The 12,831-nt window shown below is 70.5% G+C and carries 16 protein-coding genes; 9 read left to right on the forward strand and 7 right to left on the reverse strand.

Features of this window, described 5'->3' with window-relative positions; translation table 11 throughout:
- Positions 1-11: 11 nt before the first annotated feature.
- Positions 12-1,601 carry an ABC transporter substrate-binding protein gene (locus tag RWH45_RS06040; protein ID WP_315993976.1) on the reverse strand — a complete coding sequence of 530 codons (1,590 nt, stop codon included), beginning with the start codon at positions 1,599-1,601 and terminating at the stop codon, positions 12-14.
- Positions 1,602-1,802: 201 nt separating this feature from the next.
- Between RWH45_RS06040 and RWH45_RS06045 the strand changes: the two genes are divergently transcribed.
- Positions 1,803-2,339 (forward strand): Lrp/AsnC family transcriptional regulator, encoded by a 537-nt coding sequence (locus RWH45_RS06045; RefSeq protein WP_315993977.1) that lies wholly within the window; start codon positions 1,803-1,805, stop codon positions 2,337-2,339.
- Between the two features lies 1 nt (position 2,340).
- On the opposite strand, the gene RWH45_RS06050 is transcribed toward RWH45_RS06045, so the two are convergent.
- Positions 2,341-2,691, reverse strand: coding sequence for an avidin-fold protein (locus RWH45_RS06050; protein ID WP_315993978.1), 351 nt, complete (start codon positions 2,689-2,691; stop codon positions 2,341-2,343).
- A gap of 96 nt (positions 2,692-2,787) precedes the next feature.
- On the opposite strand from RWH45_RS06050, the gene RWH45_RS06055 reads away from it, so the two are divergent.
- The 4 genes from RWH45_RS06055 (at position 2,788) to fdhA (ending at position 6,576) form a co-directional block, all read left to right on the forward strand.
- Positions 2,788-4,029, forward strand: a complete 1,242-nt coding sequence (locus RWH45_RS06055; RefSeq protein WP_315993979.1) for an aminotransferase class V-fold PLP-dependent enzyme — start codon at positions 2,788-2,790, stop codon at positions 4,027-4,029.
- Positions 4,026-4,481, forward strand: coding sequence for a Fe-S cluster assembly sulfur transfer protein SufU (sufU, locus tag RWH45_RS06060; protein WP_315993980.1), 456 nt, complete (start codon positions 4,026-4,028; stop codon positions 4,479-4,481). The genes RWH45_RS06055 and sufU overlap by 4 nt, the downstream gene beginning before the upstream one ends.
- A 249-nt stretch (positions 4,482-4,730) precedes the next feature.
- The gene (locus tag RWH45_RS06065) at positions 4,731-5,168 is read left to right on the forward strand and encodes a hypothetical protein (RefSeq protein WP_315993981.1); all 438 of its coding nucleotides are present in this window, start codon (positions 4,731-4,733) and stop codon (positions 5,166-5,168) included.
- A 190-nt stretch (positions 5,169-5,358) separates the two neighbouring features.
- Positions 5,359-6,576, forward strand: a complete 1,218-nt coding sequence (gene fdhA / locus RWH45_RS06070) for a formaldehyde dehydrogenase, glutathione-independent (RefSeq protein ID WP_315993982.1) — start codon at positions 5,359-5,361, stop codon at positions 6,574-6,576.
- A gap of 55 nt (positions 6,577-6,631) precedes the next feature.
- Here fdhA and RWH45_RS06075 read toward each other — a convergent pair whose 3' ends face one another.
- From RWH45_RS06075 to RWH45_RS06085, 3 genes are all read right to left on the reverse strand, one after another.
- Positions 6,632-7,609, reverse strand: coding sequence for an SRPBCC family protein (locus RWH45_RS06075; protein WP_315993983.1), 978 nt, complete (start codon positions 7,607-7,609; stop codon positions 6,632-6,634).
- A 20-nt stretch (positions 7,610-7,629) separates the two neighbouring features.
- Positions 7,630-8,085 (reverse strand): ArsR/SmtB family transcription factor, encoded by a 456-nt coding sequence (locus RWH45_RS06080; RefSeq protein ID WP_315993984.1) that lies wholly within the window; start codon positions 8,083-8,085, stop codon positions 7,630-7,632.
- 128 nt (positions 8,086-8,213) lie between these two features.
- Positions 8,214-8,579 carry an ArsR/SmtB family transcription factor gene (locus RWH45_RS06085; protein ID WP_315993985.1) on the reverse strand — a complete coding sequence of 122 codons (366 nt, stop codon included), beginning with the start codon at positions 8,577-8,579 and terminating at the stop codon, positions 8,214-8,216.
- A gap of 84 nt (positions 8,580-8,663) precedes the next feature.
- Between RWH45_RS06085 and RWH45_RS06090 the strand changes: the two genes are divergently transcribed.
- From RWH45_RS06090 to RWH45_RS06100, 3 genes are read left to right on the forward strand one after another with little or no spacing between them, the layout of a single operon-like run.
- Positions 8,664-9,941, forward strand: coding sequence for an NAD(P)-binding domain-containing protein (locus tag RWH45_RS06090; protein WP_315993986.1), 1,278 nt, complete (start codon positions 8,664-8,666; stop codon positions 9,939-9,941).
- A gap of 1 nt (position 9,942) precedes the next feature.
- On the forward strand, positions 9,943-10,455 hold the full coding sequence (locus tag RWH45_RS06095) for a GNAT family N-acetyltransferase (protein ID WP_315993987.1): 513 nt from the start codon (positions 9,943-9,945) through the stop codon (positions 10,453-10,455).
- Between the two features lie 56 nt (positions 10,456-10,511).
- Positions 10,512-10,913 carry an arsenate reductase ArsC gene (locus tag RWH45_RS06100; protein WP_315993988.1) on the forward strand — a complete coding sequence of 134 codons (402 nt, stop codon included), beginning with the start codon at positions 10,512-10,514 and terminating at the stop codon, positions 10,911-10,913.
- Positions 10,914-10,952: 39 nt separating this feature from the next.
- Here the strand turns inward: RWH45_RS06100 and RWH45_RS06105 are convergent, their stop codons facing one another.
- Positions 10,953-11,717 carry a DUF429 domain-containing protein gene (locus RWH45_RS06105; protein ID WP_315993989.1) on the reverse strand — a complete coding sequence of 255 codons (765 nt, stop codon included), beginning with the start codon at positions 11,715-11,717 and terminating at the stop codon, positions 10,953-10,955.
- A 181-nt stretch (positions 11,718-11,898) separates the two neighbouring features.
- On the opposite strand from RWH45_RS06105, the gene RWH45_RS06110 reads away from it, so the two are divergent.
- The gene (locus RWH45_RS06110; RefSeq protein ID WP_315993990.1) at positions 11,899-12,264 is read left to right on the forward strand and encodes a hypothetical protein; all 366 of its coding nucleotides are present in this window, start codon (positions 11,899-11,901) and stop codon (positions 12,262-12,264) included.
- A 4-nt stretch (positions 12,265-12,268) separates the two neighbouring features.
- Here RWH45_RS06110 and RWH45_RS06115 read toward each other — a convergent pair whose 3' ends face one another.
- Entirely contained in the window at positions 12,269-12,778 is a 510-nt protein-coding gene (locus RWH45_RS06115) for a hypothetical protein (RefSeq protein WP_315993991.1), read from the reverse strand.
- Positions 12,779-12,831 lie beyond the last annotated feature (53 nt).

Consider the following 12,831-nt stretch of genomic DNA (forward strand, 5'->3'; position numbering starts at 1 on the left):
GAGGGTCCCGCTCAGCCGGCCGGCGTGATCTCGGCGATGTCCATCTCCCAGACCGAGTTGTACACGGCACCCGTGACGGTGTTCGCGGTCGCGATGTTGCGGCCGGGGATGATGAGCGGCACGAACGGCCCCTCGGCCTGCATGGCCTCGGCGAAGTCGGTGAAGGCCGCGGTGCGCGCGGACGCATCGGTGGCCGAGGCGGCGTCTGCGGCGATCTTCGCGATGGTCGGGTTCGCCTCCGCGGTCCAGCCGGAGCGCAGGCCCACCTTTAGGCCGGGGCCGAAGGGGAGGAAGTTCGCGGAGTCGGCGTAGTCCGGACCCCAGAACCACAGGCCGAAGCCCTCGGTGCCGCCGACGTAGGCGTCGAGCTCGGTCGCGAAAGGAGCGGGAGCGAGCTCCACCGCGATGCCCGCATCCTTCAGCTGCGACTGCACCCGCTCGGCGAGAGGGGTGAACTCGACGCCGCCGACCGGGTAGTCGTTCGGGAACTGCAGGCGCAGCGTCTGTCCCGCGTAGCCGGCCTCGGCCAGCGCCGCCTTGCTCTTGGCGAGGTCCTGGGTGACGCCGGAATCCAGCGCCCCCTCGAAGCCCAGCGGAATCACTCCGGTGGCTTGCGCGGCGCCCGCGCCGGCCAGCTCCAGCAGTGCGTCGTAGTCGAGGGCGTAGCGGATGGCCTCGGCCATCTTGACGTTCGCGAGGTCGCCGGCGACCGCGGGCGACTGGTTGAGCAGCAGGAAGATCGTCTGACCCGAGGGCACCGAGTCGACCGTCAGCGAGTCGCCGAGGCCCGAGACCTGGTCGCCGTTGAGGTCCATGGCGACCATGGAGTCGCCGCCCTTGAGGTTCGCCAGCTGCGTGGCGCTCTCGGTCACGTTGCGCACGACGACACGGGAGAAGTCCGACTTCTCGTCACCGTTGTAGGCGTCGTTGCGCGTCAGCACGACCTGCGACGAGAGGTCGAGGGTGTCGAGCACGAACGGGCCCGAGCCTGCCGAGGCACCGTCGAGGTACTTCTGCGCCGAGTCGGAGCCGTCGGTGCTGCCGCCGTTCTCCTTCACGACGTCGGAATTGACGATGCCGAGCGCGGGGTTGGCGAGGATCGCGGGGAGCTGCAGCAGCGGCGTCTGCGACGTGAACGTGATCGTCTTGTCGTCGACCTCGGCGATGGTGATGCCGCCGAGCAGGAAGTTCGGCTTGGCATCGGCCATGCCCTGGATGCGCTGCAGGCTGAACACGACGTCCTTCGCCTCGATCGGCGAGCCGTCGGAGAAGACGCGGTCGCCCTCGAGCGTGAAGGTGAACTCCGTCGCGGCATCGTTCTGCGTCCAGGAGGCGAGTCCCGGGACGGGCGTGGAGACATCGGACCCGTCGAAGTCGACGAGGGTCTCGTAGATCGCCTTGGCGATCATGTTGCCGGTCGGGTCGTACGTGTGGCCCGGGTCGGCAGTCTCGATCGAGAATGCGGTGTCGATGACGAGCGACTGGTTGCCTTGGCCGCCGCCGCCGTTGGTGTTCGCCGAGTTGCCCCCGGTGCACCCGGCGAGCGCGAACAGCGCGACCGCTCCGATCGCGAGAACCGACGTGGTGCGACGTGACGACATGGGGGCCTCCGGAGCCGAGGAGTACATTCGGGAAAGTCGTCGGACAAGTGGACGACCGGGTTTAGATTCGCACCTTATGCGACGATGTGTCCAGCGATGTTACACAGAGGCGTCGGTCCGTCCAGATAATGACCATCTTGGAGCAGAATGTCCAGCAATGATGCGGAACCCTCGAGGGATTCTGGACGAAGTGGCACGCCATTGGACGATACGGCGTACAAAATCCTCGCCGTCCTCCGAGATAACGGTCGCATTTCGATAGCCGCTCTCGCCGAGAAGGTCGGGATCTCGCGCGCCAACGCCTACACGAGGGTCGAGGCGCTGGTTCAGGACGGGGTCATCACGGGCTTCAGCGCCCAGGTCGACCACGCCCGGGCGGGACTGTCGATCGGCGCCCTGGTGTTCGTCACGGTCATGCCGCAGGCCTGGGCCTCGTTCCGCGACCGGGTCGTGGAGATGCCCGACGTCGAATGGTGCGCGATCACGACGGGAGAGCACGACGCGATGCTGTTGATCCGCGCCGTCGACGTCAGCGGCGTGCACGAGTTCTCGACCGGCGTCATCGCCCAACTGCCCGAGGTGCGCACCGTCGTGAGCGTCGTGGTGCTGGACGAGGTCATCCGCCGCCCGTACCTTCTGCCGGGCGATCTGCCCGACCGCACGGCGACCAACACCCTGCTCGGGATGACGCGCTGGACCCCCGCGACCCCGGGCCGAGACACCCTGCCGCCGCGCTAGGTCAGGCCGGGATCTCCTCGCAGACGCTCAGCTGCGGGGCGCCGTGCATCTCGTAGTGCTCGACGAGCCGGATGCCGCCGCCTTCGGTGAGCTCGAGGTCGCTCTCGCCGTCTCCGGTGACCACGGTGCCGTCGGCCACGAGCACGTGCACGAACGAGACCCAGATCTTGTCAGCCGTGCGGGTTCCGACGAACTTGCCGAAGGTCACGGTGTCGCCCTCGTAGCCGCCCCAGATCGCTCCGTCCCGTTCGAAGTACTCGAAGACGCTGGGGGCATCGGGGTCGACGACCGAAGTGGTGGAGGACACCATGCGGAATCGGCGGCCGTCGAGAGAGGGGAGCGTCGCAGTCATCTGTCGATTATGGGGGGCGCCGCCGACGTCGTCCGCTCGTTCGCGGGCTCCATCCCACCCGGCTCCGACTCACCCCGCGCCGCGTAGCCTGGAAGCGTGACCCTCCCCTTCGACGTCGACGCCGTTCGCGCCGACTTCCCGATCCTCGAGACCGAGGTCGACGGCCACCCGCTCGTCTACCTCGACTCCGCCGCGACGAGCCAGAAGCCGCGCGCGGTGCTCGACGCCGAGCGCGACTTCCTCGAGCGCGCGAACTCCGCCGTGCACCGCGGAGCGCACACGCTGGCCGCCGAGGCGACGGAGCTGTTCGAAGACGCCCGCGTGACGGTCGCCGAGTTCGTCGGCGCCGAGCCCGAGCAGCTGGTCTGGACGAGCGGCGCGACCGCGGGTCTCAACCTCGTCGCCGGCTCCCTCGGCTACGCCGGGCGCCTGCGCGAGGGCGACGAGATCGTCGTCACCGAGGCCGAGCACCACGCCAACCTCATCCCCTGGCAGGAACTCGCCGCCCGCACGGGCGCGCGCCTGCGCCACATCCCGGTCCTCCACGACGGCACGCTCGACATGCGCGCCGCCGCCGACCTGATCGGCGCGCGCACGAAGGTCGTCGCGTTCCCGCATGTGTCCAACGTGCTCGGCATCGTGAATCCGGTCGCGAAGCTCGTCACGCTCGCGCGCGGTGTCGGCGCACTGACGGTGCTCGACGCCTGCCAGTCGGCACCGCACCTCGCGCTCGACCTGCCGGCATCCGGGGTCGACCTCGCCGTGTTCTCGGGGCACAAGATCCACGGACCGTACGGCATCGGCGCCCTGTGGGGCCGCGACGAGGTGCTCGAGTCCCTGCCCCCTTTCACCACGGGCGGTTCGATGATCACCACCGTCACCCTCGACGAGGCCGAATACCTCCCGCCGCCGCAGCGCTTCGAGGCGGGCACGCAGCCCGTGTCGCAGGCCGTGGCCCTCGCCGCCGCGGTGCGATGGCTCGGCGAGCACGACGTCGACGCCGCGCGCGCGCACGAGGCGGAGCTCGAGAAGCGCATGCGCGAGGGGCTGCGCTCGATCGCCGGCATCCGACTGCTCGGAGACACGGATGCCGCCGAGCGCGTCGCCCTGCAGGCCTTCGAGGTCGAGGGGGTGCACGCGCACGACGTGGGCCAGTTCCTCGATGCACGCGGCGTCGCCGTGCGCGTCGGGCACCACTGCGCGCAGCCCCTGCACCGCCGGTTCGGGATGACCGCCTCGGTGCGCGCGAGCGCGGCGATCCACACGACCGAGGCCGAGGTCGACACCTTCCTCGACGCCGTCGCGGGCGTCCGTGGCTTCTTCGGAGTCGACGCATGAGCGGTCTCGAGTCGCTGTACCAGGAGCTCATCCTCGACCACGCCAAGAACCGCCGCGGGTTCGGCCTCGCCGAACCCGGCGCCCACAGCGCGACCGTGCATCAGCGCAACCCCGTCTGCGGCGACGAGATCACGCTGCGCGTCGACGTCGAGGGCGACCGCGTGGCATCCGTCACCTGGGAGGGGGCGGGCTGCTCGATCTCGCAGGCCTCGGCGTCGATGCTCGTCGCCCTGCTGCGGGAGGACGGCGGAGACGAGGGGATGCCGCGCACCGACGCCGAGACCCTGATCGCGTCGTTCCGCGAGGCGCTGCGCTCGCGCGGCAAGATCCCCCTCGACGAGGAGACGTTCGCGGATGCCGCCGCGCTGTCGGGGGTGTCGAAGTACACCGCGCGCGTGAAGTGCGCGATGCTCGCGTGGGTCGCGCTGGAAGAGGGGCTGCGGCAGGCCTGACGCCGCGGCATCCGGACGTCCGCTCGCTCACGCCCCCGCCGCCGCTCATGCCCCCGCTGCTCGCTCACGGCCCCGCCGCCGCTCATGCCCATTGAGTGTCCAAAACACCCGGACGCCGCAGAACACCGTCCGGGTGGTTTGGACACTCACGAGGTGATCCCGTCGGCGTCTCCAACGAGGCGGGCAGCGGATCGTGGAGCCGCCGGGGCGGCGATATCCTGCGACCACGACGGAGAGAGGGCGGATGCCATGGCCACCGGATTCAGTGCAGAAGAACGCGCGGCGATGAAGCAGCGGGCCGAGGAACTCCAGGCCATGAAGGGCCTCAAGGGTCTGGCGAAGCTGCAGAAGGAGAACGAAGCCTGCCTCGAGGCCATCGAGAAGCTCGAGGGCGTCGACCGCGCGGTGGCCGAGCGCCTGCACGTCATCGTGCTCGAGGAGGCCGCACACCTGAGCCCCAAGACGTACTACGGCTTCCCGGCCTACGCCGAGGACGGCAAGGTCGTGGTGTTCTACCAGCCGGCGTCGAAGTTCAAGACCCGCTACGGCACGGTCAGCTTCGACGACAGCGCCCAGCTCGACGACGGCCCGATGTGGCCGGTGTCGTTCGCGGTGGTCGAGGTGACGACCGAGGTGGAGCAGGAGATCCGCCGGCTCGTGCGCCGCGCAGCACCGGCACCGGCCTGACGAGAAGAGTTCTCAACTGCACGCTCACAGGTGACACGCATTGACGTCACCAGGGCCTGCGAGTTTGGCTGAAGGCATCCGCTCGCGACGAACGTGATCCGAGATTGCCCGTCGCGATCGGACGGGTCTGCGGGCCCCGCCCCGCAGGACACGACCAGGCTGGGCGGGCGCCCGGCCGGAGAGGACGATGATGTCCGGCAACAAGGCAGTGGCGTACAAAGAACCCGGCGTGGTGGAGGTCATCGACACCCCGTATCCGGAGTTCGAGCTCAAGGACGGTCCGGGCGTAAACCCCGCGAACGTCGGCCGAAAGGTCCCCCACGGCGCGATCCTGCGCACCGTCTCCACCAACATCTGCGGCTCCGACCAGCACATGGTGCGCGGTCGCACCACCGCTCCGGCCGGTCTGGTGCTCGGGCACGAGATCACCGGCGAGGTGATCGAGGTCGGTCCCGACGTCGAGTTCGTCAAGGTCGGCGACATCGTCTCGGTGCCGTTCAACATCGCCTGCGGGCGGTGTCGCAACTGCAAGGAGGGCAAGACCGGCATCTGCCTCAACGTGAACCCCGACCGCCCCGGCAGCGCCTACGGCTACGTCGACATGGGCGGCTGGGTGGGCGGGCAGGCGGAGTACGTGCTCGTGCCGTACGCCGACTGGAACCTGCTCGTCTTCCCCGACCGCGAGCAGGCGCTCGAGAAGATCCTCGACCTGACGATGCTGTCCGACATCTTCCCCACCGGCTTCCACGGCGCGTACACCGCGGGCGTGCGTCCGGGTTCGACGGTCTACATCGCCGGCGCGGGTCCGGTCGGCATCGCGGCGGCCGTGGGCGCGCAGCTGCTGGGCGCGGCTGCCGTGCTCGTCGGCGACCTCAACGCCGAGCGCCTCGAACAGGTCCGCTCCCTCGGCTTCGAGAGCGTCGATGTGTCGAAGGGCGATCCGCGCGACCAGATCGAGCAGATCCTCGGCACCCCCGAAGTGGATGCCGCGGTCGACGCGGTCGGCTTCGAAGCCCGCGGCCACGGCTCCGATTCGTCGCACGAGGCCCCGGCGACGGTGCTCAACTCGCTGTTCGACATTACCGCGGCCGGTGGGGCCCTCGGCATCCCGGGTCTGTACGTGACCGGCGACCCGGGCGGCGTCGACGAAGCGGCGAAAGTCGGCTCGCTGTCGCTGCGCCTGGGCCTCGGTTGGGCGAAGTCGCTGTCGTTCACCACGGGTCAGTGCCCGGTGATGAAGTACAACCGGCAACTGATGATGGCGATCCTGCACGACAAGGTGCAGATCGCGAAGGCCGTCAACGCCACGCCCATCAGCCTCGACGACGCCCCGCAGGGTTACGCCGACTTCGACAAGGGCGCCCCGCGCAAGTACGTGCTCAACCCGAACGGGTACATCACGAGCTGATCGCGCGCGCCGGAGTGCAGGATGCCGCGGCCCCGACGCCGCGGCATCCGTGCGCTCACCCCACGACCACGCGCTCCATCCGCTGGAAGCTCTCCTCCATGCCGTCGACCATGCCCGTGGCGAGCACGGCGTCGCGAGTGGCGGCATCTGGATACTCGATCAGCAGAGTGACGAGGGTGGCGCCGTCCTCTTCGTAGAGCGACAGGTCGTTGACCGTGGTCGGCAGGTCGGTGCCGGTCATGTGCTCGGTCTGCACCATGCGCCGCGGCTCGTCGAGCAGCAGGATCTCGCCGTCGAAGCCGAACGCTTCGCCCTCGGTGCCGGGCTCGGGCTCCCACGCGATGCGGTAGCGGCCTCCCTCGACGCCGTCGACCTCGCTGACCGACATGCGCCAGCCGTCGGGGCCGAGCATCCAGCGCCGCATGAGGTCGGGATCGAGGTGCGCGCGCCACACGAGTGCGCGCGGTCCCTCGATGAGCCGGGTGATGCGCACGTGCTGGTCGTCGAGGATCTCGAGCTGCGTGCCCTTGCCCTGGGCGAACTCCCGCAGCCCCTGCAGCACCGCGTCGAGCTGGTTCATCGCGAGGGTCGCCCCCTCGACGGCGCCCATGGCGGTGAGCTGCTCGAGGGCCTCGAGCGAGTCGAAGTACGTGACGTTCGTGAGGCGGGCGCCGGCCTCGGTGGCCTCGAACGCGAAGGTCATGCGCATCGACGGCATCCCGGGGATGGCCTCGCCTTCTTCGTCGACGAAGGAGTCCACGACCTCGAACCCGCGCGGAGCCTCGATGTCGACGAACCGCCAGCTTCCACGCGCGACCTCGCCGCCGGCGCTGCGCATCTCGTACCGGGCGCGCCCACCCGCCTCGAACGCGAACGACGTGAACGTCGCCGGCCACCCCGGAGGACCCCAGAAGCGCTCGAGCTGGCGCGGGTCGGTGAACGCGGCCCACACCCGCTCGGGGCCGACCCGGAAGTCGGCGACCAGGGTCATGGTGAGCGCCTCGGTGTCGCTCTCGACGGACGTGACGGGCATGGACGTACTCCTTCGTCGGTTCAGGGCGTGGGGGTGTCGGGCGGGGGGCTGGACGCCGCGGGCGCGGACGTCCCGCGGTGCGGGGCTGCGTCGCCCGCTCGAGGCGCCCGGACAGCGGACGAGTCGACGGGGGATGCCGTGGCACCCGGGTCCGCGTCGAGCAACGCGTCGAGCCGGTCGATGCGCCCGCGCCACAGGTCTTCGTACGAGCGGAGCAGCCGCTGGGCCCGGGCGATCATGGCGGGGTCGGCACGCACGAGTCGCACCCTCCCCTCCGCGCGCTTGGTGATGAGCCGCGCCTCGGCGAGCACGGCGATGTGCTTCGACACCGCCGCGAACGACATCGCGTACGCCGCGGCAAGCTGCGTCACCGACTGCTCGGCGACGAGCGTGCGCCGCACGATGTCGCGCCGCGTGGCATCGGCGAGGGCGTGGAACACCCGGTCGATGTCGGCGTCGGTCTGTTGTTCAACCATTTGGTTGCACGTTAGCGCGGGGTCGTCGTGAGGACAAGAGCCGTCTCGGCGAAAGGGTCGGGCGGCTGGGTGGGATCACTCACCGCACTGCGTCGCCCCGGTCGACGCAGCGAAGCGGCGCCCGCGCGTCAGCGCGTCGGGGGCACCGCCGCGAACTGCCGCGACAGCACCCCCGCGACGGTGTCGAGCGCGCCGGGGACGAGCCGGTAGTAGGCCCAGGTTCCGCGCTTCGAGCGCGAGAGGAACCCCGCTTCCGTCAGGACCTTCAGATGGTGCGAGACTGTGGGCTGCGAGAGGCCGACCGGATCCGTGAGGTCGCACACGCACGCCTCCTGCTCGGTGGCGCCCGCGACGATCGACAGCAGGCGCAGCCGCGTCGGGTCGCTGAGGGCCTTCAACCGCCTGGCGAGCCCCTCGGCGTCGTCGACCGACATCGGCGCGCCCCCCGAGGACACGCAGCAGGCGGTGGACTCCACGAGCGGCAGCGAGGTCATGCATCGACAGTAGTCGATATTGACATCCGTCGATATTTAGGGGCACGATAAGGCATCGACAGCCATCGATGCACGAGGAGCCCCATGTCGACGCTCACCCTCACGCCGCGACCGCGCGTGACCGACCGCCTCGCGACCCTCCCTGTCGTCATCATCGGGGCGGGTCCGGTGGGCCTGGCCGCCGCCGCCCACCTCGCCGACCGCGGCATCGCCTTCACCGTGCTGGAGGCGGCATCCGGTCCCGCCGCCGCGGTGCAGCGGTGGGGCCACACCCGCCTGTTCTCGGCCTGGCGCGAGGTCGTCGACCCGGTCGCCCGCCGCCTGCTCGAGGCCACGGGCTGGACGATGCCGGCCGCGGGGCGCGCGCCCTCGGGCCGCGAGCTCATCGACGACTACCTCCGGCCCCTCGCCGCGCTGCCCCGGATCGCGGCCCACGTGCGCTACGGCGCCCGCGTGACCGGTGTCGCCCGCCAGGGGATGGATCGCACCCGTTCCGCCGACCGCGAGAACACGCCGTTCCTCGTGCACACCACCGAGGGGGAGATCCTCGGCCGGGCCGTGCTCGACGCCTCGGGCACGTACGACACGCCCAACTCGCTCCTGTCGACGGGTCTGCCCGCCATCGACGACGCGCGCATCTCGCACGCCCTGCCCGACGTGCTCGGCCGCGAGCGCGAACGCTTCGCCGGTCAGCACACCGTCGTCGTCGGCGCCGGTCACTCCGCCGCGAACACGCTCATCTCGCTCGTCCGCCTCCAGCGCGACGCCCCCGGCACCCGTGTCACCTGGCTCATCCGCAACGCGGGCGCCGTGCGCGTGTCCTCCTCCGTGGACGACGAGCTGATCGGTCGCGCGCAGCTCGGCGCACGCGTCGACCGGTACGTCGAGACCGGCGCCGTCGAGAAGGTCGACTCCTTCGAGATCGGCCGCGTCGAGGCGCTGCCGCACGGCATCCGCCTCTTCGGATCGCGCAGCGGCGATCCCGCCGAGGTCACCGCCGACATCGTCGTGAACGCGACGGGGTTCCGCCCCGACCTCGCGCCCCTGCGCGAGATCCGTACCGACCTGGATGCCGTCGTCGAGGCGCCGCGGCTGCTCGCCCCGCTCATCGACCCCAACGTGCACTCGTGCGGCACGGTCGAACCGCACGGCTTCCGCGAGCTGACGCACCCCGAGCACGGCTTCTTCCTCGTCGGGATGAAGTCGTACGGTCGGGCGCCCACGTTCCTCCTCGCCACGGGATACGAACAGGTGCGCTCGATCACGGCCTGGCTCGCCGGCGACCTCGCCTCGGCCTCCCGCGTCGAGCTGACACTGCCGGCCACGGGCGTGTGCTCGACGGATGCCGGCGGGTGCTGCTGACATGACACTCGTGCGGGCGCTGGAACGCGCGGACTGGGCGGCGGTGGAGGACATCTACCGCGAGGGCATCGCGGGTGGCAACGCGACCTTCGAGAGCGAGACGCCGACGTGGGACGCGTTCGATCAGGCCAAGACGCGGTTCGGACGACTGGTCGCCGTCGACGACACGCACGCCGTCGTCGGATGGGTGGCGGCGTCGCCCGTGTCGACGCGCGCCGCCTATCGGGGTGTCGTCGAGCATTCCGTCTACGTCGCCGGACGCGCACACGGTCGCGGACTCGGCGCCGCTCTGCTGCGCGCGTTCATCGCCACGGCCGAGATGAACGGGGTGTGGACGATCCAGTCGAGCGTGTTCCCCGAGAACGTGGCATCCCTCCGCCTGCACGAGAGCCTCGGTTTCCGCGAGATCGGACGACGCGAGCGCATCGCACGATCGTCGGTGGGCCCGTGGGCCGGGCAGTGGCGCGACACCGTGCTGATCGAACGCCGCAGTGCGATGAACGGGCGCGAGTGACCCTTCCGCCCGTACGACACCAACCGTTCACCTCGACCGAGAAGGATGACGAGATCATGACCCGCCCCACCGTCCTCTTCGTCTGCGTCCACAACGCCGGACGCTCGCAGATGGCCGCCGGCTATCTGCAAGAGCTCGCCGGCGACCGCATCGATGTGCTCTCGGCCGGATCCGCGCCGAAGGACTCGATCAACCCGATGGCGATCGCCGCGATGGCCGAAGAGGGCATCGACATCTCGGCCAACGAGCCGAAGATCCTCACCGTCGACGCGGTCAAGACCTCCGACGCCGTCATCACGATGGGCTGCGGCGACGCGTGCCCCATCTTCCCCGGCAAGCGCTACGAGGACTGGGAACTCGACGACCCCGCGGGGCAGGACCTGGATGCCGTCCGCCGCATCCGCGACGAGATCAAGGGCCGCGTCGAGGGGCTGATCGCGAGCCTGTCCGGGGCCTGACGTCCGGGGACTTCGCCCTCGTAAGCAAAGGCTAGATGTCTAGCCTTTGCTTGAGAGACCGTCGATCAAACCCTCCGGCGGCCCGTCGGGCAGCACGACCCATCCCTCCCGCCGCGCCACGGCGAGCATGTCGGGTGCCGGGGGCGAGAACCGCCCGAGCGCCCCGGCGCGGGTCGCGAGGGCGGCGATGACGGCGTCGAAGGCGTCCGCCTTGCGGATCGCCAGCGCGGCGAAATCGCCGATATCGAACCACGGCGCTCGCTCGCGCACCGCATCGAGGAGGATCGCCCGGCGGGCGGCATCCACCCGGTATCCCGCGGTGTCGAAGTCCCACAGCCGCAGCGAGCCGCCGGGGTAGACCTCGAAGAGGCGCCCCTCGGCGGCGCGGTCGACGGGGAATCCCACGGCGGCGAGTCGGCGGAGCAGACCCGCACCGCGCAGGGCCGTGACGCCGAGCCGGTCGGTCGAGACGCTCAGGGGCCAGCGCCCGATGCGCTCGCGCACGACGTGGTCGGTGTGGCGGTAGACGAGCGGCCGACGCCAGTCGGCGTGGCCCTCGACCGGTCCGAGCAGCGGATCGGTGGCGGCATGGTGCGCACCGATGAAGTCGACGAACGCGTCGGGCCAGCCGAGCGGGCAGTCGACGCCGAGCCACGCCTCGCCGGAGCGGACGGATGCCACGATGTCGGCATCCGTCATCCCGATGTCGAGGCGCTCGAGCACGGCACGATCCCGCGTCCAGGTGATCTCGGCGAGCGCGGTGCCGGGCGCTCCCGCGGCGAGGTCGACTCCGACGGTTCTCATCGGGAGAAGCCTAGGTCACGCCGGGGGCGACGGCACGGCGTCGAGGCCCCGAGCTCGCCGACCCGCCGAGGTCTCGCAGAACCTCCGCCCGGTGTGAGAGCACCGCCGATGTGCGAGATCACGGCCGCACGCACCTGACAAGACATCGCCGATCCGCGCGATGACCTGGGAGGATCGACGCATGGCAGACGACGATCTCCCCGATTCGCTCGAACCGGCGACCGGCGTCCCGCCACGCGACGAGCCACCCGCTCCCCCGACCCCGAAGGGCGACCTGAGGGCCGTCTCGATCATCGCGATCGTCACGGGGGTGATCGTCATCGCCTGGTACCTGTTCATCGCGACAGCGCGCACGGTCGCCGAGATCGACCAGCTGCCGTGGATCCAGATCGGCATGTGGGTTCTCGCCGCGGTGTCGTTCGTGTGCGGCATCCTGAGCCTCAACGCGCGCATGGCGCGCGAACTCGCCGCCGCCGGCTTCATCGCCGGGGTCGCGGCGGGCCTGCTCTCGATCTCGATCGGGTTCTTCAGCGAACTGCTGACCTGACGCGTCAGCCGGCGCACTCCCGGCTGAGCTCAGTCAGCATCCACGCTCCGCTCGAGCGATCCAGGTGCACCGTCCCGCAGTCGCCGCTGTCGTAAGCCACGTCGAGGACCGCCTCGGTCGCCGTCTGGGAGACGACCTGCACCTCGACGTCGGCCCACATTCCGGTCGCGGCATACATCGCCGAGGCCTGGGTGACCAACGTGGTGCAGTCGGTGATGCCGGCGCCGAGCGCGTCGTTGTACTCCTGGATCATGCGCTGCTGCAGGGGGTCGGTCAGGGCGCCGCACGCCGCGACGGTGTCGGCCGCCCGCACAGCGCTCCACCACGACCGGAAGGCCTCGACCGGCCCGGTATCGGGCGATGCCGACGCCGTGGCGACGGGGCTCGCGGCGGCCGAGGCGGTCGGAGCGCCGTCGTCGGGAGCGGGCTCGGATGCCGTCGGGCCGGTGCAGGCGGAGAGGACGAGGCCGGCTCCGACGAGCGCGGCGAGAAGCAGCGGGCGGGGGGATCGCATGCCTCCATCCTCGGCCAGGCGGCTCCGTGGTGCCAGTCGGGTGAGGTGGGCGT

This window comes from Microbacterium galbum (assembly GCF_032464915.1).
GTDB lineage: Bacteria > Actinomycetota > Actinomycetes > Actinomycetales > Microbacteriaceae > Microbacterium > Microbacterium galbum.